Annotated in this window: 19 protein-coding genes and 1 pseudogene; 8 read left to right on the top strand and 12 right to left on the bottom strand. The window is 59.1% G+C overall.

Going from position 1 to position 19,102, the window contains the following annotated elements; all coding sequences use genetic code 11:
- Positions 1-7: 7 nt before the first annotated feature.
- The 5 genes from rpsR (at position 8) to HLUSI_RS0110450 (ending at position 4,177) form a co-directional block, all read left to right on the top strand.
- Positions 8-292, top strand: a complete 285-nt coding sequence (gene rpsR, locus HLUSI_RS0110470; RefSeq protein ID WP_007882558.1) for a 30S ribosomal protein S18 — start codon at positions 8-10, stop codon at positions 290-292.
- A 26-nt stretch (positions 293-318) separates the two neighbouring features.
- Positions 319-771, top strand: a complete 453-nt coding sequence (rplI, locus tag HLUSI_RS0110465; protein ID WP_016833916.1) for a 50S ribosomal protein L9 — start codon at positions 319-321, stop codon at positions 769-771.
- Positions 772-952: 181 nt separating this feature from the next.
- Positions 953-2,347 (top strand): replicative DNA helicase, encoded by a 1,395-nt coding sequence (locus HLUSI_RS0110460; protein WP_193365578.1) that lies wholly within the window; start codon positions 953-955, stop codon positions 2,345-2,347.
- 109 nt (positions 2,348-2,456) lie between these two features.
- Positions 2,457-3,083 carry a DUF47 domain-containing protein gene (locus HLUSI_RS0110455; RefSeq protein ID WP_016833914.1) on the top strand — a complete coding sequence of 209 codons (627 nt, stop codon included), beginning with the start codon at positions 2,457-2,459 and terminating at the stop codon, positions 3,081-3,083.
- An 86-nt stretch (positions 3,084-3,169) separates the two neighbouring features.
- Positions 3,170-4,177: an inorganic phosphate transporter gene (locus HLUSI_RS0110450; protein WP_029363364.1), complete on the top strand. Its 1,008-nt coding sequence runs from the start codon at positions 3,170-3,172 to the stop codon at positions 4,175-4,177.
- 84 nt (positions 4,178-4,261) lie between these two features.
- Here HLUSI_RS0110450 and HLUSI_RS0110445 read toward each other — a convergent pair whose 3' ends face one another.
- Entirely contained in the window at positions 4,262-5,956 is a 1,695-nt protein-coding gene (locus HLUSI_RS0110445; protein ID WP_029363363.1) for a PhoH family protein, read from the bottom strand.
- Between the two features lie 28 nt (positions 5,957-5,984).
- Here HLUSI_RS0110445 and HLUSI_RS34070 point away from each other — a divergent pair, with 28 nt between their 5' ends.
- Positions 5,985-6,284, top strand: coding sequence for a hypothetical protein (locus tag HLUSI_RS34070; RefSeq protein WP_238533967.1), 300 nt, complete (start codon positions 5,985-5,987; stop codon positions 6,282-6,284).
- A gap of 115 nt (positions 6,285-6,399) precedes the next feature.
- Here the strand turns inward: HLUSI_RS34070 and HLUSI_RS0110440 are convergent, their stop codons facing one another.
- The 9 genes from HLUSI_RS0110440 to HLUSI_RS0110400 form a co-directional block, all read right to left on the bottom strand.
- Positions 6,400-6,879, bottom strand: a complete 480-nt coding sequence (locus HLUSI_RS0110440) for a peroxiredoxin (RefSeq protein ID WP_265212932.1) — start codon at positions 6,877-6,879, stop codon at positions 6,400-6,402.
- Between the two features lie 69 nt (positions 6,880-6,948).
- Complete coding sequence (locus tag HLUSI_RS0110435) at positions 6,949-7,890, bottom strand: polysaccharide deacetylase family protein (protein WP_029363361.1); 942 nt, start codon at positions 7,888-7,890, stop codon at positions 6,949-6,951.
- 255 nt (positions 7,891-8,145) lie between these two features.
- On the bottom strand, positions 8,146-9,201 hold the full coding sequence (locus HLUSI_RS0110430; protein ID WP_016833909.1) for a bifunctional UDP-4-keto-pentose/UDP-xylose synthase: 1,056 nt from the start codon (positions 9,199-9,201) through the stop codon (positions 8,146-8,148).
- Between the two features lie 14 nt (positions 9,202-9,215).
- Complete coding sequence (locus HLUSI_RS0110425; protein ID WP_016833908.1) at positions 9,216-10,133, bottom strand: formyltransferase; 918 nt, start codon at positions 10,131-10,133, stop codon at positions 9,216-9,218.
- Complete coding sequence (locus tag HLUSI_RS0110420) at positions 10,130-11,086, bottom strand: glycosyltransferase (RefSeq protein WP_016833907.1); 957 nt, start codon at positions 11,084-11,086, stop codon at positions 10,130-10,132. Before HLUSI_RS0110420 ends, HLUSI_RS0110425 begins: the two co-directional genes overlap by 4 nt.
- A gap of 61 nt (positions 11,087-11,147) precedes the next feature.
- Positions 11,148-12,287: a DegT/DnrJ/EryC1/StrS family aminotransferase gene (locus tag HLUSI_RS0110415; RefSeq protein ID WP_040503369.1), complete on the bottom strand. Its 1,140-nt coding sequence runs from the start codon at positions 12,285-12,287 to the stop codon at positions 11,148-11,150.
- Positions 12,288-12,390: 103 nt separating this feature from the next.
- Positions 12,391-12,762, bottom strand: coding sequence for an EamA family transporter (locus HLUSI_RS0110410; protein ID WP_016833905.1), 372 nt, complete (start codon positions 12,760-12,762; stop codon positions 12,391-12,393).
- The gene (locus HLUSI_RS0110405) at positions 12,759-14,477 is read right to left on the bottom strand and encodes a glycosyltransferase family 39 protein (RefSeq protein ID WP_016833904.1); all 1,719 of its coding nucleotides are present in this window, start codon (positions 14,475-14,477) and stop codon (positions 12,759-12,761) included. The genes HLUSI_RS0110410 and HLUSI_RS0110405 overlap by 4 nt, the downstream gene beginning before the upstream one ends.
- A 13-nt stretch (positions 14,478-14,490) precedes the next feature.
- Complete coding sequence (locus HLUSI_RS0110400; protein WP_029363360.1) at positions 14,491-14,874, bottom strand: Mth938-like domain-containing protein; 384 nt, start codon at positions 14,872-14,874, stop codon at positions 14,491-14,493.
- A gap of 227 nt (positions 14,875-15,101) precedes the next feature.
- Here HLUSI_RS0110400 and HLUSI_RS0110395 point away from each other — a divergent pair, with 227 nt between their 5' ends.
- Complete coding sequence (locus HLUSI_RS0110395; RefSeq protein ID WP_029363359.1) at positions 15,102-16,331, top strand: pyridoxal phosphate-dependent aminotransferase; 1,230 nt, start codon at positions 15,102-15,104, stop codon at positions 16,329-16,331.
- A gap of 139 nt (positions 16,332-16,470) precedes the next feature.
- The gene (locus HLUSI_RS0110390) at positions 16,471-17,781 is read left to right on the top strand and encodes a homoserine dehydrogenase (protein ID WP_016833901.1); all 1,311 of its coding nucleotides are present in this window, start codon (positions 16,471-16,473) and stop codon (positions 17,779-17,781) included.
- An 81-nt stretch (positions 17,782-17,862) separates the two neighbouring features.
- On the opposite strand, the gene HLUSI_RS0110385 is transcribed toward HLUSI_RS0110390, so the two are convergent.
- Entirely contained in the window at positions 17,863-18,273 is a 411-nt protein-coding gene (locus HLUSI_RS0110385) for a surface-adhesin E family protein (RefSeq protein ID WP_157137818.1), read from the bottom strand.
- Between the two features lie 239 nt (positions 18,274-18,512).
- Positions 18,513-19,102, bottom strand: a pseudogene (locus tag HLUSI_RS28060) (hypothetical protein); the annotation flags it as partial.

The following is a 19,102-nucleotide window of genomic DNA, read 5'->3' as shown; positions in this document are numbered from 1 at the left end:
CCGCAAAATGGCATTCGGTAAAAAGTTCGATAAAAGCAAGTTGAAGCAAAAACGTCAACAGCAAAACCCGCTGTTCAAGCGTAAAAAATTCTGCCGTTTCACCGCAGCAGGTGTTGAGCAAGTCGATTACAAAGACGTCGACACCCTGAAGGATTTCGTGCAAGAAAACGGCAAGATCATGCCAGCACGTCTGACCGGCACCAAGGCACACTATCAGCGTCAAGTTGACACCGCGATCAAGCGCGCACGCTACCTCGCGTTGCTGCCATATACAGATCTGCACAACGCGTAATTGACGACGAGATATAGGAGAAAAACATGCAAGTCATTCTGTTGGAAAAAGTCGTTAATCTCGGTGGTCTGGGCGAAGTCGTCCGCGTCAAGGACGGTTACGCACGTAACTTCCTGATCCCGCAACGCATGGCGCGCCGCGCCACAGCAGCCGCCATCGCCGAATTCGAAGCGAAGCGCGCCGAGCTGGAAAAGGCCGCCGCTGAAAAGCTGGCAGCTGCACAAGCCCAAGGCGAAAAGCTGGCCGGCCTGACAGTCAAGATCACCCAGAAGTCCGGCGTTGACGGTCGTCTGTTCGGTTCCGTGACCAACTTTGACATCGCTGATGCGCTGACAAAGCAAGGTTTCCCGGTCGAAAAGGCGCAAGTTCGCCTGCCGCAAGGTCCTCTGAAGATCGTTGGCGATCACGCTGTTTCGGTGGCTCTGCACACCGACGTCGTGGTTGACGTGACTGTTGCTGTTGCGGGCGATCACGCGTAATTCATTACGCCGATCGTTCCATCTGTTTTGATAAAGAAGCCGGGTTCGCCTGGCTTTTTTATTTTGTCGGTCTTGTTGCGTCATGCCGCGACCGGCGCAAGTCTGATCGTAGTTTGTAAAACCGCCGGCTAATTCGCCACCGCACCTGAAGCGACTACTCTTAGCAGGTATAATGCGCGCCATGAACGCATCTCCCGATCCGCAACTAGAATCCCTGCGCGTCCCGCCGCACTCCATCGAAGCCGAACAATCCGTCCTTGGCGGTTTGCTGCTCGACAACGCCGCGTGGGATCGTATTGCCGACTTTGTCAGCGCAGAAGATTTCTATCGCTACGATCACCGCATCATCTTCCAGCACATCGTCAAGCTGATCAACGAAAGCAAGCCGGCCGACGTGATCACGGTTTATGAAGCGATGTCCACCAGCGGCAAGGCCGAAGAGGTGGGCGGCCTGAGCTATCTCAACGCGCTGGCGCAAAATACGCCGTCGGCGGCGAATATCCGCCGCTATGCAGAGATCGTGCGCGACCGCGGCATCCTGCGCAAGCTGATCACGGTGTCGGATGAGATTTCAGGCGATGCTTTCCATCCGCAGGGCAAGAACGTCAAACAGATGCTCGACGAAGCGGAATCCAAGATTTTCGCGATCGCGGAAGAGGGCTCGCGCGGCTCGCAAGGCTTCCTGTCGATCCAGCCGCTGCTGACCCAAGTGGTCGAGCGCATCGACGAACTGTACAACCGCGACAGCACCAGCGACATCACTGGCGTGCCGACCGGCTTCATTGATCTCGACAAGATGACTTCCGGCTTGCAGCCGGGAGATCTGATCATCGTCGCCGGCCGCCCTTCCATGGGTAAAACCGCATTTTCTATCAACATCGGTGAAAACGTTGCCATCGACAGCGGCCTGCCGGTTGCCGTGTTCTCGATGGAAATGGGCGGCGCCCAGCTGGCCATGCGTATGCTGGGCTCGGTCGGCCGTCTCGACCAGCATCGTCTGCGTACCGGCCGCCTGATCGACGAAGACTGGCCGCGCCTGACGCATGCGATCCAGAAGATGAACGACGCGCAGTTCTACATCGACGAAACGCCGGCCCTGTCGCCCATCGAATTGCGCGCACGCTCGCGCCGCCTGGCCCGCCAATGCGGCAAGCTGGGCCTGATCATCATCGACTACCTGCAGCTGATGTCGGGCAACGGCGGCAGCTCTTCCGAAAACCGCGCCTCTGAAATCTCGGAAATCTCGCGGAGCTTGAAGGGCCTGGCCAAGGAGCTCAATTGCCCGGTCATTGCCCTGTCGCAGCTGAACCGCTCGCTGGAACAACGTCCCAACAAACGTCCCGTGATGTCCGACTTGCGCGAATCCGGCGCTATCGAGCAGGATGCCGACGTGATTTTGTTCATTTATCGCGACGAAGTTTACAATCCCGATTCGCCGGACAAGGGCACCGCTGAAATCATCATCGGCAAACAGCGTAACGGTCCGATCGGCAGTATTCGCCTTGCCTTCCTGGGGCAATTTACCAAGTATGACAACTACGTCGGCAGCCTGGCGTCGCCTTACGGCGGCGACTGACGCGACGCGGTGCATCGCTCAGCCCCGGGCTGCGCGGACAATGAAGGTCGCTTTTCAGGCGGCTCATGTTGTGTAAGTGAAATTCTAATTATTCATAAGAGAGTGGAACATGTTTGGACGCCTGATGCCCACCGAGGGCAAGTTTTTTGATCTGTTCAACCAGCATGCGGAGCTGGGTGTGAAGTGCGCCAAGGAAATGGTCGCATTGATGACCAATTTCGACGACCTGGAAATTCGCGTGCATGCGATCGAGACCCTGGAAAAGCAGGCGGACAAAGTCACTCACAACACGATTGAGCTGTTGCACAAGACCTTCATCACGCCGCTGGACCGTGACGACATCCATCAACTGATCACCCGCATGGACGACATCCTCGACCTGCTGGAAGACGGTGCGCAAACCATTTCGCTGTACGACATCAAGGCCATCACGCCGGAAGCCAAGCGCCTCGCCGAGTTGTGCCTGGCCTGTGCCGAAAAGGTGAAGGCTGCGGTCGGCCTGTTGCACAACATGGACAACTCGCGCCAGATCCTCGCCATCTGCGAAGAGATCGACCGCTTCGAGTCGGATGCCGACCATGTCATGCGCGCCGCCATGTCCAAGCTGTTCCGCGACGAGCCGGACGTGCGCAACCTGATCAAGCTCAAAGCCATCTACGAAATCCTGGAAACCGTTACCGACCGCTGCGAAGACGTCGCCAACATCATTGAAGGCATCATCGTCGAAAATGCCTGACCTTCGCCATTGACTGCGCCGGCGCTCGACACTGGCGCCGTCACGGTGCGATGTTGCCGCTGCTTCTCAAAGATAACGGTTTATCCATGCATACAGTTCAAATTAGTTTTCACATTCTTGCCTTGCTGATCGTCCTGGCGCTGCTGTTCGATTTCATGAACGGTTTCCATGACGCGGCCAATGCGATTGCGACGGTAGTCTCCACCGGCGTGTTGCGTCCGCAGACAGCGGTGGCGATGGCGGCATTCTTTAATCTGGCCGCGGTGTTCGTTTTTCATCAGTTGCACGTGGCCGCTTCGGTGGGCAAGGGCACGATCGATCCGGCCGTGGTCGATCACGTGGTGGTGTTCGGCGCCTTGATCGGCGCGATTTTCTGGAACCTGGTGACCTGGTACTACGGCATTCCGTCGTCGTCGTCGCATGCCCTGATCGGCGGCCTGGTCGGTGCCGCGGTGGCCAAGGCTGGCACCGGTTCGCTGGTGGCTTCCGGCCTGATCAAGATCGTCATCTTCATCGTGCTGTCGCCTTTGCTGGGCTTCATTCTGGGGTCCATCATGATGCTGCTGGTATCGTGGATCTTCGTGCGCTCGACGCCGCGCAAGGTCGACGGCTGGTTCCGCCGCGCGCAGTTGGTGTCGGCATCGATGTACAGTCTCGGCCATGGCGGCAATGATGCGCAGAAGACCATCGGAATCATCTGGATGCTGTTGATTGCGTCGGGCAATTCCGGAGCCGACAATCCGCCGATGTGGGTCATCATCAGCTGCTATTGCGCCATCAGCCTGGGCACCTTGTTCGGCGGCTGGCGCATCGTCAAGACCATGGGTCAGAAGATCACCAAGCTCAAGCCGGTCGGCGGCTTCTGTGCCGAAACCGGTGGCGCCATCACCTTGTTCATCGCCACTGCAATGGGAGTCCCGGTCTCGACCACGCATACCATCACCGGCGCGATCGTTGGCGTCGGCGCGTCGCACAAGATGTCGGCGGTGCGCTGGGGCGTGGCAGGCAATATCGTGTGGGCCTGGATTTTCACGATTCCGGCATCGGCCTTCGTGGCGGCGATCGCCTGGTGGATCGGCATGCACATCCTGTAAGCGAAGGACGGTCTCTGCGGACAATAAAAAAGCCACCTTGCGGTGGCTTTTTTATTTGCTGCGAGCTTCTACTTCGATCCTGCCTTACAGGACGTCGCTGGCGTGATCCGCCAGACGCGACCGTTCGCCGCGCGCCAGCGTGACATGGCCGCTGTGCGACCAGCCCTTGAAACGATCGACCACATAAGTCAGGCCGCTCGATCCTTCGGTCAGGTAGGGCGTGTCGATCTGCGCGATGTTGCCGAGGCAGACGATCTTGGTGCCCGGACCGGCACGGGTGACCAGCGTCTTCATCTGTTTCGGCGTCAGGTTTTGCGCTTCGTCGATGATCAGGAACTTGTTGACGAAGGTACGGCCGCGCATGAAGTTCAGCGACTTGATCTTGATGCGCGAGCGGATCAGGTCTTGCGTTGCCGCGCGACCCCATTCACCGGCGTCGCCGTCGGACTTGTTCAACACTTCCAGGTTATCGTCGAAAGCGCCCATCCACGGCCCCATCTTTTCTTCCTCGGTGCCGGGCAGGAAACCGATATCTTCGCCCACCGGCACAGTGACACGAGTGACGATGATTTCGTTGTAGTTCTTGGTTTCCAGTACTTGCGCCAGACCGGCCGCCAGGGCGAGCAGCGTCTTGCCGGTGCCGGCCTGGCCCAGCAGCGTGACAAAGTCGCACTCCGGATTCATCAGCAGGTTCAGGGCGAAGTTCTGCTCACGGTTGCGCGCCGTGATGCCCCACACGCTGTTCTTGGTGTGGCCATAGTCGCGCAAGGTCTGCAGGACCGCGGTCTTGCCGTTGATTTGCGTGACCTGGCCGTAGAAGGCGGGTTCGCCGTTCTTCGGCTCGATGAAGACGAACTGGTTCATCAGCATCGAGGGCACGTGCGGACCGGTCACGCGATAATAGGTGTAGCTGGTGCCGTGCTTGTTTTCCTGCCAGGACTCCATGCCCTTGCCATGCTTGTTCCAGAAGTCGTCCGGCAGCTGCTGGATGCCCGAATACAGCAGATCGGTATCTTCCAGCACATGGTCGTTGAAGTAATCTTCCGCCGGCAAGCCGATGGCGCGCGCCTTGATGCGCATGTTGATGTCTTTCGACACCAGCACGACCGGGCGTTCCGGATATTGCTGATCGAGTGCGCGCACCACGCCGAGAATCTGGTTGTCGGCTTTGCCTTCCGGCAGGCCATCGGGCAACTTGGCGTTCTGCAGCTTGGTCTGGAAGAACAGGCGGCCCTTGGCGTCCTTGTTGCCCAGCTTGGACAGCGGGATGCCGAGGTCGATGGCGTCTTCGGCAATGTCGCTGACCAGCGCATCGAGCGAGCGCGAAATCTGGCGTGCATTGCGGGCGACTTCCGACATGCCTTTTTTGTGGTTGTCGAGTTCTTCCAGCGTGATCATCGGCAGATAGATGTCGTGTTCCTCGAAGCGGAACAGCGAAGTCGGATCATGCATGAGCACGTTGGTGTCGAGCACGAATAGTTTCGATACGCCGAGTTTGTCGGCAATGCGGCTGGTGGTCGACTTGGCGCGAGATTCCAGCACCTTGGGAGTGCCTGTACGCGGTTTTTCGACCGGGCTCTTGCCGGTAATCTTGGCTTGCGGCTGCAGCGGCTGCTGCGCCTTGGCGACCGGAGCAGCAATGGAGGCGACCGGGGCAATCGGTGCAGCAGGTTCTACCAATGCGATATGGGGTTTGACGGTTTTACCGCGTTCGGCCTTCGGATAATCTTTGGGCGCCAATAAGGCAGCTGGTTTACTCGGCAGTTTGGGCAGGGGCATCAGAACCTCGGTAGTGAAGGGAAGAAAAATGCCGCTTTGTCAGAGCGTACAGGTATTGCTGGAGGTGCAACAACGAACGACTGCCGCTAATAAAACCCTTCTTGGTACAGGCATGCGCCGCCGACGGACGCAGGAAAAGAGGAAGGGGGGCTTGATTAGTGGAAGAAGGGAAGGCGGCGGACAAGGCAATGCCGCGCGTACCGTCGGTACAGGCGTAGCGTGTTGCCGGTGTTTTATCCGCAGCGTAAATTCGCAAAGTAAAAAAGCCGTTTTGGCAGGTTCGGGACCTGATCCAAAAACGGCTTCCAAAAAACGGTTTTCTGTTTGAATTCAAAGGCTTATCTAAATTGACCGCAACTTTCGGCTGGCGGCTGCAACATGACTCTTGAGATCGATCCTGCTGCCGCTCGGGGAAACGTATGTCGTCGTGTGACTAACGTTTCTTAAGCAATTGTCTTCACAAAACTGAGCACCTCGTCGACATGCGATGGCACCTTTACTCCACGCCATTCTTTCACCAATGTGCCCGATCCGTCAATCACAAACGTGCTGCGTTCGACCCCGCGGACTTTCTTGCCGTACATGTTCTTCATTTTCATGACGTCGAACATGATGCACAGCGTTTCGTCAGGATCGGAAATCAGTTCGAAGGGCATGCCCAGCTTTGCCTTGAAGCCTTCATGCGACTTCAGGCTGTCGCGGCTGATGCCGAAGATTTCGGTATTGTGCTTCTGGAACTCCGGATAGCTTTCGCGGAACTGGATGCCCTCGGTGGTACAGCCCGGCGTATTGTCTTTTGGATAAAAGTACAGCACCAGCTTCTTGCCTTTGTAATCCGACAGCGAGAAGGTTTTGCCGCTGGTCATCGCGGCGGAAAATTCCGGTACGGTCTTGTTCAGTATGGATGGTGTGTCGTCAGTCAAAATAGCGTCCCGAGGTAAGTGTTGGTGTTGCGTCGTCGAGAATCGGGCGATGTTGCGTGCTCATGGTGCTTATGCCGCCTGCAGAATCATGTCGCCGGACCGTCCCGGCAACTCGCCCCATGCGATGGGCAGAATCGGCAGGACGTCGTCTTTCACAGTCTGGTAATACTCGCCCATCGAGACCAGATCGTAGCCTTGGGCGCGCCAGCCGAGCAGCAATTGCTCGAAGATGGGGGCAAGTTTCTGCCCTTCAAGTTCGGCGTGCAAGGTAAAGACGTGGTCACGGCGTTGCTCGGTCAATCGCAACAGCATAGCGGCGACATTTGACGCGTCCATGACAACGCCGTGGATGGTGCGGCCGAGCAGCTCGTCCAACGTCGGCAGCGTGGTCGGCAACTGCACGCACGATAAAGTCTTGCCGCCGGCAGCGAGGCGATGCGGACCGGCGGCGAAATCCTGCAGCGAACCATCTTCATTGAGCACTGCGCGGCCATCCGAGGAATACGCAATGCCGAACTCATCGAGCTGGGCAAAGGCGTGGTCGTTCATCTGCCAGCCGGCGGCGCCATGCGTCACGGGCGCATGGCCGAAGATGTCGTGGAAGCGGGCATACGAACGCTGCATGGTCTCGCGCGTCCACGCCGCATCGCGCGTGCGTACATGGTCTTGCCAGACGCGGTGATCCCAGGTGTGGATGCCGCATTCGAAACCGGCGTCGCGCACCGCGCCCATGTACTTCGCGCAAGTCTTGCCGATGTCCGGCGCCGGCAGCAGCGTGCCGTACATCAGCGTCTTGATGCCGTAATGTTCTACCACCGACGTGCGCGACACTTTACTGAAAAAGCCGGGGCGGAACACTTGCTTGAGCGCCCAGCCGGTGTGGTCGGGACCGAGTGAAAACAGGAAGGTCGCATTGGCGTCGTGACGCAGCAGTTGCTGGACCAGATTAGGAACGCCTTCGCGGGTGCCGCGATAGGTATCGGCGTCGATTTTGAGGGTGATCTGGGGCAAGGTTGCTTGCTTTCTTGAAGGGAGCGCGGCGGCGTCAATGGTCATGCTGTTGCCGTGACGGCAGCGCGCGCGATCCGGTTGCCTGTTGACCAAATTGTGGCACGAAAGGCGCAACGAATAAACCCATTTTGAGGATTCATTCGTATTTTCCTGAGTGTTCCCGTAGCGAGCTGATGCTTGGCAGGGTGATTCAAGCGTAAAAAAAATCCGCCCGGAAAGGGCGGATTCGTTTGCCGTGTCCAGCCTCCGGCAGGTTCAGTCGACCAGTGCGCGGGCTTCAGCAACCTGGCCTCGATACGCGTCAAAAATATTGCGCAGCGTGTCGGCCATGGTGAATGTCGGCTTCCAGTTCAGTTCTTCACAGGTGTTGGTGATCTTCGGCACGCGGTTCTGCACATCCTGGTAACCCTTGCCGTAGTAGGCGGTGGAAGTGGTCTCCACCAGTTTGACCTGCTTGGCCGAATCGGCGTATTCAGGATATTCTGTAGCCAGCTTCAACATCATGTCGGCGAGGTCGCGGATCGAATAGTTGTTGACGGGGTTGCCGATGTTGTAGATCTTGCCGGTGGCGACGCCGCCTTCGTTGGCGATGATTTTCATCAGCGCATCGATGCCGTCGTCGATGTAAGTGAAGGCGCGCTTTTGCTGGCCGCCGTCGACCAGCGAGATGTTCTCGCCGCGCACGATGTGGCCGAAGAACTGGGTCACGACGCGCGAGCTGCCTTCTTTTGGCGTATGGATCGAATCCAGGCCGGCCCCGATCCAGTTGAACGGACGGAACAGCGTGAAGTTCAGGTTGTCTTCCATGCCGTAGCCCCAGATCACGCGATCCATCAGTTGCTTGGAGCAGGAGTAGATCCAGCGCGGCTTGTTGATCGGGCCGCAGATCAGTTCGGATTCTTCCGGATCGAATTCGTCGTCATGGCACATGCCATACACTTCAGAGGTCGACGGGAACACCAGGTGCTTGCCGTACTTGGCGGCTGCTCGCACGATCGGCAGGTTGGCTTCGAAGTCCAGTTCGAACACGCGCAGCGGCTTGTTGACGTAGGTCGACGGCGTCGCGATGGCGACCAGCGGCAGGATGACGTCGCATTTCTTGACGTGGTATTCGACCCATTCCTTGTTGATCGTGATGTCGCCTTCGAAGAAGTGCATGCGCGATTTGTAGGCCTCGTTTTCAAGGATATCGGTGATGCGGTCGGTCATCATGTCCATGCCGTAGACATGCCAGTCCGTGGTTTCCAGGATGCGCTTGGACAGGTGGTGGCCGATGAAGCCGTTGACGCCGAGAATGAGGACTTTTTTCATAATAAGTAGACGGCCTAGACAGCCATGTATTTCAGATAATTGTTAAGAGAGACGTCCTGATCGTTGATCTGGATGCCCAGGATTTGCAGATAGTTGCCGTCGCCGCAACGCGCGTAGAGACGGCCGCCTTCAAAGAACTTGTCTTGAGCGCCGTGCGACCTCTCAAGTGTGGGACGGGCCGATGCCGACACCAATCGCGTTTTCACCAGCGTGATTTTATCACCTGCGATTTCCTCGAAGGCGCCGGGATAGGGCGGCGCGACGGTACGGACCAGATTATGCACGTGTTGGGCGGGTTTTTTCCAGTCGATACGACCGTCTTCCGGTTTGCGGCCGCCGAAATAGCTGCCTTTGCTCAGGTCGTTGGGGAGCTTGGGCGTGCGTCCGGCCAGCATCAGCGGCAGCACGCGCCAGAGAGTTTGCTCGGCAGCAACCACGACCTTGCCGAAAACTTCGAAAGCAGTATCGTCCGGCAGGATCGGCACCGAGGTTTGCGCGACAATGGCGCCGGCATCGGGCTTGGCGGCCATTTCGTGCAGCGTGGCGCCGGTTTCGGTTTCGCCGTGCAGCACCGCCCAGTTGATCGGCACGCGGCCGCGGTACTTCGGCAGCAGCGAGCCGTGCATGTTGTAGGCGCCGTGCTTGGCCAGCGCCAGCAGGTTCACCGGCAGCATGTGGCGATAATAGAAACTGAAGATGAAGTCCGGCTGTGCCGCCTGCACTTGCGTGAGCAGCTGCGGAGATTTCGGGTCTTCCGGCGTGATGTACGGGATGCCGTATTCGCGGCAAACGCCGGCGACCGAATTGAACCAGATGTTTTCGGTCGCGCTGTCTTCGTGCGTTACCACCAGCGCCACGCGCACGCCGCGCGCGAGCAGCACCTTCAGGCAGCGTACACCGACATCGTGATAGGCAAAAACGACTGCGTTCATGAGCTTTGTTTGTCCTGATCGTAAGAATGTTCCAACACGGCCTGGATCACATAGCGCGGACGTGCGCGCACCTGCAGGTAAATGCGGCCGATGTATTCGCCCAGCAAGCCGATGCCGAACAGGATCACGCCGATCAGGAAGAAGGTGATCGCAAACAGCGTGAACACGCCTTGCACTTCGGCGCCGAGAATGAAGCGGCGGATCACCATCAGGACGAACAGCGCGGCCGATGCGAACGACAGGCCGATCCCGAGCAGCGAGAAGAATTGCAGCGGCACCAGCGAGAAACCGGTGATCAGGTCGAAATTCAGGCGGATCAGGCTGTACAGCGAATACTTCGATTCGCCGGCCGCGCGCTCTTCATGTTCAACAGTGATTTCGGTCGGCTTGCGTGCAAAAGTGTACGCCAGCGCCGGCACGAAGGTATTCACTTCGCGGCACTGATTGACCAGGTCGATGACGTTGCGTCCGTAGGCGCGCAGCATGTTGCCCTGGTCGGTCATCTTGATGTGGGTGATCTTTTCGCGCAGGTGATTCATGGCCTTGGAAGCCCAGGTGCGCCATGCCGAATCCTGGCGTTGACGGCGGATCGAGCCGACGTAGTCGTAACCTTCGCGCATCTTCGCAACCAGGTTGCCGATTTCTTCCGGTGGATTTTGCAGGTCGGCGTCGAGCGTGATGACGATGTCGCCGCGGGTCGCGTCGAATCCTGCCAGGATCGCCATATGCTGACCGTAGTTGCCGTTGAACAGCACCACGCGGGTGACGTCCGGTCGCAATCGATACTGGTCGGCCAGGATGGCGGCCGACTTGTCGCGGCTACCGTCGTTGACGTAAATGATTTCGTAGGGCATGCCGAGAGCGTCCAGCGCCGGATAGAGGCGGTCGAACAGTTTGGCGAGGCCGGTTTCCTCGTTATAGACGGGAATGACGACGGAAATTTCTGGTTTCATCAAAGCCTGGAATGAAAAATTGCTGTACTGAAAGCGTTACTGTAAACCTGCGTTGGTCACCTTAGGCGAGCACGGATTTTACCGCGCCGACTGCGCGCTCGACATCTTCTTTACTCATTGCAGTAAACATCGGCAGCGACACGATCAGGCGACCGACGCGCTCGGCGATCGGGAACATGCCTTCGCGGAAGCCGCGGTCGCGGTACAGCTTGAGCAGGTGGATGGGCGGGTAGTGGTAGCCGATGCCGATCTGGCGCTCCATCATCTTTTCCATGAAGGCGGCGCGCGTGATGCGTTCCGGCAAGACCAGCTGGTACATGTGCCAGTTGGAGTTTTCGAAGTCGGCTACCGGCAATTGAACGCCGCTTTGCGCTTCGAAGTCAGGGCCGAACACGTCGAAGTAATGCTTCGCCAGGCTGCGGCGTTTTTCGGTGATCGCGTCAATATGGGCAAATTGCCCCAGGCCGATTGCAGCCGCGATGTCGGTCATGTTGAACTTGCCGCCCAGCACGTCGACTTCGAGGCCATCGAAGCCGCTGCGGGTGACGCCCTGCAGGCGGTATTTTTCCGCCAGGCGCGCTTCGTCCGGATTGTTGACGACCAGGCAACCGCCTTCGGAGCTGGTGACGTTCTTGTTGGCCTGGAAGCTGAACGAGACGAAATCGCCGAACGAACCGATGCGCTTGCCTTTCCAGGTCGAGCCGAGCGCTTGGGCGGCGTCTTCGATCACGCGCAGGTTGTGCTTTTTGGCAATTGTGTACAGGCGATCCATGTCGACCGGCAGGCCCGCCAGGTAAACCGGGATGATGGCCTTGGTGCGGGGCGTGATGGCGGCTTCCAGCTTGTCCAGGTCGATGTTGCGGGTGACCGGGTCAATATCTGCAAAAACCGGCGTGGCACCGGTCTCGATGATGACATTCGCGGTCGCGACCCATGAAATCGGCGTCGTGATGACTTCGTCGCCGGCGCCGGCGCCGGCGATGCGCAGCGCGATTTCCATGGTGCAGGTGCCTGAATTGAACGTGCGCACGAGGCGGCCGTCGAGATAGTCGGACAAGGCCTTTTCAAATGCCTGCACCTTGGGGCCGCTGGTGATCCAGCCGGAGCGCAGCACGTCGGCGACGGCGGCGATGGTCGGCTCGTCGATGGTCGGTTTGGAGAATGGCAGGAAAGGCAAGGTAGGCTGAACAGGCTGAGTCATGGGTTGCTCGCAATAATCTGGGATAGTGAATTCAGTCGGCCGCGCCGGCGCTCATGTCGCCTGCGCGCAAGCCGCATATTGTAAATCAGCCAAGTCGGCCGGATCAGCTTCTCGTCAGCAGAATAACGCCGACGATGATCACGCCGATGGCCAGCAGGCGCTGCGCCGACACGACTTCGCCGAGGAAATACCAGGCGCCGACGGCATTGATGATGTAGCCCAGCGACAGCAGCGGATAGGCGATCGTCACGTCCACGCGCGATAGTCCGATGATCCACACGCCGACCGAAATCACGTAGCAGGTCAGGCCGCCGATGATCGGCAATTGCGTGGCCAGCTTGATGCCGGTGGCGAACCAGTTCTCAGCCGTCAGGTGGATTGCGCCGACGGCATTGGTGCCGGCCTTGAGCAGCAGTTGCGCGACGGCGTTAAGACAAATGCCGACGAAGATGAAACCGAAGGTGGTGATATTCATGGTGCCGCCTTCGGGTTCTTTTCGATGACGTCGGGATTATTCGCCACGATCACGCGGCGCGGATCCTGGCCGATCAGGCGCATCGGAACGCCGCGCTGCTTCAGGTCGGCGTAGACGGAGGGGTCGATGATGGCGATGTCCTTCTTGCCGGCGGTGTGGTCGGCAACCCATTGCGCGACGAAGGCGTCAATGGTCGGCAGCCACAGCTGCGGCTCCTGCTTCAGGCCGAATTCCATTTCATCGGCGTGGCGCACCAGCGTCATCGTGCGTTGCAGATAAAACGGCAAGGCCTGTTCGTAACGGCCGACCAGATACATCGGGGTTTCCGGCGTCAGTTCCGCCTGCAGTGCGGGGACGTAATCGATACCGGCCGAATAGCGGCCTTGGGGATCGTGGCCCAGCATCAGCAATTGTCCGCTGACGAAGGTCGCTGCGGCCAGGAACACCACCGCCAGGTCTTTTTGCGAACGGGCAAAACGGATCGCCAGCACCGCACCGACGAAGGCGATGATGGTCGCTGCATAAATCCACGGCACATGGGCGCTCACCAGCGGCAGCGAGTAGGCGTCCTTGGCCAGGCTCGGCACGCGCGAGATGAAGGCCATGCCGATGGCGCAAGGTACGGCCACCACCATTGCCGACCAGATGATCGCCTTGGACGACGAGCGCTCCAGATAGCTGGCGATCAGCAGCGCCAGCGTCGGGAAGATCGGCAGGATGTAGGACGGCAGCTTCGAGCTGGAAATGCTGAAGAAGACGAAGATGAACACCGACCATATCAACAGCATCTTGCGCGGCTGGAACTTGCCGTTGGTCAGGCTGTTGAAGCTGCTGTTGCCCTGGTCTTCACGCAGCCCATGCAGCAGGCTTTGTACGAGTACGCCCAGCCACGGCAGGATACCGAGCAGCAGAATCGGGAGGAAGTAGTACCACGGACCGGTGCGGCTATGGATCTTGGTGGTGAAGCGCTGGAAGTGTTCGTGGATGAAGAAGAACTGCGGGAATTCGGGATTTTTCAGCGACACCAGCACGAACCACGGCGTAGTGATAACGAAGAACAGGATCAGGCCCTTGATCAGGTGCAACCTTTTCCAGATCGCCCAGTCGCGCGAGAAAATCGTATACAGCACCAGCACCGCGCCCGGCAGCACGATGCCGATCAGCCCCTTGGACAAGACTGCCAGCGCCATGCCGGCCCAGCACAGCAGCATCCAGTTGCGCTGTTCGTCGCGACTGGCATCGTTGCGTTGCGCCAGCAGCAGGGCGCAGATGCTCAGCGTCATCATCCCGGCCAGGCCCATGTCCAGCGAGTTGATGTGACCCATGCCGGCCCAGAAGAAGCTCGACGCCAGCACCAGCGGCGCGTAGAACGCCACGCGAGCGTTGAACACGCGACGGCCGGTGTAGGCCACCAGGCCGATGCCGAACAGGCCGCACAGGCCGGTCCACAGCCGCGCCTGCCATTCGCCCAGACCGAACAGCTCGAAGGTGACGGCGTTCATCCAGGTCTGCAGCGGCGGTTTTTCAAAATACTTGATGCCGTTGAGGCGGGTGGTGATCCAGTCCTGCGTGGCGACCATTTCACGCGCCATTTCGGCGTAGCGGCCTTCGTCGGTCGGCACCAGGGTGCGCGCGCCGAGCATGTAGAACCAGATCAGCAGGAAGAAGATGAGCAGCGTCCAGACGAACGCTTTGGATTTGTACAAGTCGCGCATTGCGGCGAGGTCCTTAAGCTGGTTTTGGTTCGAGAATCAATGCCAGCGCCACTTTGCGGCCCTCTGCCATGAGAATGTTGTACGTGCGGCAAGCCGCCTGGTTGTCCATGCACTCGACGCCGATGCGGCGCGCGGTGAGGACGGCGGTCAGCTTCGGATGGACGAAACGCTGGCGCGCGCCGGTGCCGAGGATCACGACATCGGGCCGGGTGGCGTCGATCTGGTCGAAATGTTCGCTGGTCAATGCATCGAACGAGGTCACCGGCCAAGGCACCGGCGGGGTTTCAGGCAGCACGAGCAGGCTTTGCTCGTAGCGGATCGCATTGAGCTCGACGCCGGTGTCGTCGTAGGAGGAAACGGTCTGGTATTGCTGGGTTTCTGTCGAATGGAGCTTCATGGCGCGCAGTGCCAAAATGCCGCCGGCGATGGATCGGCCCGGGCTATTTTCGGCAATAAGGTCTTAAAGTGCTGCATTGTAGCGTTTTCCGGTTCGGGACTATGTTTTATTCATTGATAAAATGGAAGGCTTTCGGCAAAATGGCCGGTTCCGGCGGCTCCGCCGGCAAGCCAAGTCAGCCGAGCAAGCCGAGCCGGCAGTTCAGGCTCATACAAAGGATTAGTACCGTGCGACCGATTCAAAAATCGAAGAAACTAGCGGATGTCTGTTACGACATCCGTGGCCCCGTGCTGGAAAAAGCGCGGCAAATGGAAGAAGAGGGCCACAAGATCATCAAGCTGAACATCGGCAATCTGGCCGCCTTCGGTTTCGACGCGCCCGATGAAATCGTGCAGGACATGATCCGCAACATGGGCAACGCTTCCGGCTACACCGATTCCAAGGGCCTGTTCGCGCCGCGCAAGTCGGTCATGCACTACACCCAGCAAAAGAACATCCAGGGCGTCGCCATCGACGACATCTACCTCGGCAACGGCGCTTCCGAGCTGATCGTCATGAGCGTCAACGCCTTGCTCAACACCGGCGATGAAGTGCTGGTGCCGTCGCCGGACTATCCGCTGTGGACCGCCGCTGTCAGCCTGTCCGGCGGTACGCCGGTGCACTATGTCTGCGACGAGCAGCAGGGCTGGCAGCCGGATATCGCCGACATTCGCAAGAAGATCACGCCCAACACCAAGGCGATCGTGGTCATCAATCCAAACAACCCGACCGGTGCGCTGTACTCCACCGAAGTGCTCAAGGAACTGGTCGAAGTCGCGCGCCAGCATCAACTGATCATTTTCGCCGACGAGATCTACGACAAGGTCCTGTACGACGGCAACACGCATACCTCGCTGGCCTCGCTGGCCGACGACGTGCTGTTCATCACCTTCAACGGCCTGTCGAAAAATTACCGTTCCTGCGGCTACCGCGCCGGCTGGATGGTGGTCTCGGGCGAGAAGAAACACGCCAAGGATTACATCGAAGGCCTCAACATGCTGGCGTCGATGCGCCTGTGCGCCAATGCGCCGGGGCAGTACGCCATCCAGACCGCGCTGGGAGGCTACCAGAGCATCAACGACCTGGTCGCGCCGACCGGTCGCCTGGCCAAGCAACGCGACCTTGCGCACAAGCTGCTCACCGATATCCCGGGCGTGACCTGCGTCAAGCCGAAGTCGGCGCTGTACATGTTCCCGCGCCTTGATCCGGAAATCTACCCGATCAAGGACGACCAGGAGTTCGCCTACGAGCTGTTGGCTGAAGAGAAGGTGCTGATCGTTCAGGGCACCGGCTTCAACTGCCCGACGCCGGATCACTTCCGCGTGGTGTTCTTGCCGAACACCGACGACCTGACCGAATCGATGGGCCGTATTGCGCACTTCCTCGAAGGTTATCGCCGGCGTCACGGCACCAACTGAACCGGACTGACGCAGGCATGATTCACCGGCTTTGCTCCGCACGTGGCGGGGCAGGCCGGCAATTCCGTTTTACCGCAGTACCCGTCAGCAATCGTCTTGATTTCCGCCGACGGCTTTTTTTATCAACCACGAAGACAATATGAAATCCATCAAAGTAGGTTTGCTCGGCATCGGCACCGTGGGTTCCGGTACTTTCAATGTATTGAAGCGCAATCAGGAAGAAATTGCGCGGCGCGCAGGGCGCGGCATTGAAATTACCATGGTGGCCGATCTGAACACGGAGCGCGCCACCGAGCTGACCAATGGACAAGTCAAGGTTGTCAACGACGCCAATCTGGTGGTCAACGATCCGGACATCGATATTGTCATCGAGCTCATCGGCGGCTACGGCCTCGCCAAGGACCTGGTCCTGAAGGCGATCGCCAACGGCAAGCACGTGGTCACCGCCAACAAGGCGCTGATCGCCACGCACGGCAACGAGATATTCAAGGCGGCGCAGGAAAAGGGCGTGATGGTTGCCTTCGAAGCGGCCGTCGCAGGCGGCATTCCTATCATCAAGGCCCTGCGTGAAGGCCTCACCGCCAATCGCATCCAGTGGATCGCCGGCATCATCAACGGCACCACCAACTTCATCCTGTCCGAGATGCGCGACAAGGGTCTGGACTTCGACGTCGTGCTGAAGGAAGCGCAACGCCTGGGCTACGCCGAAGCGGATCCGACCTTCGACATCGAAGGCGTGGACGCGGCGCACAAGCTGACCATCATGGCCTCGATCGCCTTCGGCATCCCGGTGCAGTTCGACAAGGCGCACGTGGAAGGCATCACCAAGCTGCAAGCCACCGACATCCGCTACGCCGAGCAACTGGGCTACCGCATCAAGCTGCTGGGCATCACGCGCCAGACCGAAAAAGGCATTGAACTGCGCGTGCATCCGACCCTGATTCCGACCGGTCGTCTGATCGCCAACGTCGAAGGCGCGATGAACGCCGTGATGGTGCGCGGCGACGCCGTCGGCGAGACGCTGTACTACGGCAAGGGCGCCGGTTCCGAGCCGACCGCTTCGGCCGTGATCGCCGACCTGGTCGACATCACGCGCCTGGCTACGGCCGATCCGGAACACCGCGTGCCGTCGCTGGCGTTCCAGCCGAACGCCATGGCCGATACGCCGGTGTTGCCGATCCAGGACGTCACCACCAGCTACTACCTGCGCATGCACGTGGCCGACAAGCCGGGCGTGCTGGCCGACGTCACGCGCATCCTGGCGGACTCGTCGATTTCGATTGACGCCATGCTGCAAAAGGAGCCGGCCGAAGGCGAACAGCAGACCGACATCATCATGCTCACGCACCAGACCCAGGAGCGCAACATCGAGGCCGCCATCGCCAAGATCGAGGCGCTGACCACCGTGATGGGGACGGTCACCAAGATCCGCCTGGAAGAGCTGGCCTGATCGCAGTCCTGAGCCTTGCTGCAACGAAAAACGGAGCCCTCGGGCTCCGTTTTTTGTTCCTATGCGAACCTCGGGGCTGGCTTACTTCTTCAGCTCAAAGGTGCAGACCGCCTGCAACATGGCGTCGCCCACCGACAGCGGCTTCGGTTTCTCGAATTGCATGTTCTTCAGCGCGTCGGAATGGTCGCGCTTGTCGCCTTTGCCATCGTTCTCGGCGAAGATGATTTCCCGCACCAGCTTCACGGCGCCGGCCTTGCAGTCATACTGGTGCAGGTCCTTGTAGGATTTCAGCGTCGGGAAAGAACTGTCGTTGTTGGCGCGGGCCTCCTTGAAATTCCACAGCGACCAGGCTTCGCGGATGCCCTTGCTTTCCTTGATGGAGTCGACATCGATCGACAACTCGGCCACGTCGCTGCCGCCGACGTTTTGCCAGTTCTCCGCGTGCGCCGCACCGGCGCTGATCAGGCACAACATCCAAATCCATTTTTTCATCATGTATCCGTTTCCGTTCAGAGAGGAGCGCACGTGGCATTGTCGCCGGCGGCCCATGAGTGACTGCGCAGGAAAAACCAGCCTGCGACGCTTCAGGGCACTGAGCATAGCGTGCCGGACGGCCGCTTACAACCCCGGTAACGTTTTATTTCACTTCGATGGAGGAGGTGCAGCGTCGCAGGAGGCGGGAAGGGAAATGAAAATCCGGCGCGCAAGCGTGTGCGCGCCGGAAAAGAGGGTCATTTGAAAATGACGGTCTTTTGTTCTTGTACGGGTTCCGACTGGCGCTCGATACGGCGCGAGCTGCGGCTGGAGCCGGCCGGATTGAACTGCGCTTCCATCTCGGCGGCGACAGCGTCTCCAAGCGAGCGCGATACTTCCTGCATGACCTTGCTCTTGTTGAGCGAAATCACGGTGCCGGCGGCATTGGCCAGACGCACGTCGGAGCCTTCGCCCATGGCCGAGAACGCAGCCTTGATCTCATAGGTGCGGGTATTGATCAGCGAAAATTCACCGACCAGTTCCAGCGCCAGCGAGAACGACACCGCATTCGAACCTTGCACCGGATTGCTTTCCTGGCGGAAGTCGATGTTGTTGATCGTGCCGAACAACACGTAGTCCGCGCCGGGGTAGTAGCCCTTCTTGATGCGGTCGATGATGTCGAACAGCTTCTCGGTGTTTTGCTGGGTCCAGGGTTTGCTCTGGACCAGGCGGTAGGAACCCGACTTGAGCAATTCACCCTTGATGTCGGCGGTGAACTTGCGCAGCTCGCCGCGGCTGATCGTGGTGATGGTGCCGGAGGCGGCGATCACCGAGCTCTCGCCTCGCG

The organism is Herbaspirillum lusitanum P6-12, assembly GCF_000256565.1.
Taxonomy (GTDB): domain Bacteria; phylum Pseudomonadota; class Gammaproteobacteria; order Burkholderiales; family Burkholderiaceae_D; genus Herbaspirillum; species Herbaspirillum lusitanum.
This window is presented reverse-complemented; position numbering and strand designations above follow the sequence as displayed.

Excerpts from the sequence above, each read along its gene's own strand:
- rpsR (WP_007882558.1), top strand. The coding sequence starts at position 8 with ATGGCATTCGGTAAAAAGTTCGATAAAAGCAAGTTGAAGCAAAAACGT.
- rplI (WP_016833916.1), top strand. The coding sequence starts at position 319 with ATGCAAGTCATTCTGTTGGAAAAAGTCGTTAATCTCGGTGGTCTGGGC.
- HLUSI_RS0110460 (WP_193365578.1), top strand. The coding sequence starts at position 953 with ATGAACGCATCTCCCGATCCGCAACTAGAATCCCTGCGCGTCCCGCCG.
- HLUSI_RS0110455 (WP_016833914.1), top strand. The coding sequence starts at position 2,457 with ATGTTTGGACGCCTGATGCCCACCGAGGGCAAGTTTTTTGATCTGTTC.
- HLUSI_RS0110450 (WP_029363364.1), top strand. The coding sequence starts at position 3,170 with ATGCATACAGTTCAAATTAGTTTTCACATTCTTGCCTTGCTGATCGTC.
- HLUSI_RS0110445 (WP_029363363.1), bottom strand. The coding sequence starts at position 5,956 with ATGCCCCTGCCCAAACTGCCGAGTAAACCAGCTGCCTTATTGGCGCCC.
- HLUSI_RS34070 (WP_238533967.1), top strand. The coding sequence starts at position 5,985 with ATGCCGCTTTGTCAGAGCGTACAGGTATTGCTGGAGGTGCAACAACGA.
- HLUSI_RS0110430 (WP_016833909.1), bottom strand. The coding sequence starts at position 9,201 with ATGAAAAAAGTCCTCATTCTCGGCGTCAACGGCTTCATCGGCCACCAC.
- HLUSI_RS0110425 (WP_016833908.1), bottom strand. The coding sequence starts at position 10,133 with ATGAACGCAGTCGTTTTTGCCTATCACGATGTCGGTGTACGCTGCCTG.
- HLUSI_RS0110420 (WP_016833907.1), bottom strand. The coding sequence starts at position 11,086 with ATGAAACCAGAAATTTCCGTCGTCATTCCCGTCTATAACGAGGAAACC.
- HLUSI_RS0110415 (WP_040503369.1), bottom strand. The coding sequence starts at position 12,287 with ATGACTCAGCCTGTTCAGCCTACCTTGCCTTTCCTGCCATTCTCCAAA.
- HLUSI_RS0110410 (WP_016833905.1), bottom strand. The coding sequence starts at position 12,762 with ATGAATATCACCACCTTCGGTTTCATCTTCGTCGGCATTTGTCTTAAC.
- HLUSI_RS0110405 (WP_016833904.1), bottom strand. The coding sequence starts at position 14,477 with ATGCGCGACTTGTACAAATCCAAAGCGTTCGTCTGGACGCTGCTCATC.
- HLUSI_RS0110400 (WP_029363360.1), bottom strand. The coding sequence starts at position 14,874 with ATGAAGCTCCATTCGACAGAAACCCAGCAATACCAGACCGTTTCCTCC.
- HLUSI_RS0110390 (WP_016833901.1), top strand. The coding sequence starts at position 16,471 with ATGAAATCCATCAAAGTAGGTTTGCTCGGCATCGGCACCGTGGGTTCC.
- HLUSI_RS0110385 (WP_157137818.1), bottom strand. The coding sequence starts at position 18,273 with ATGAAAAAATGGATTTGGATGTTGTGCCTGATCAGCGCCGGTGCGGCG.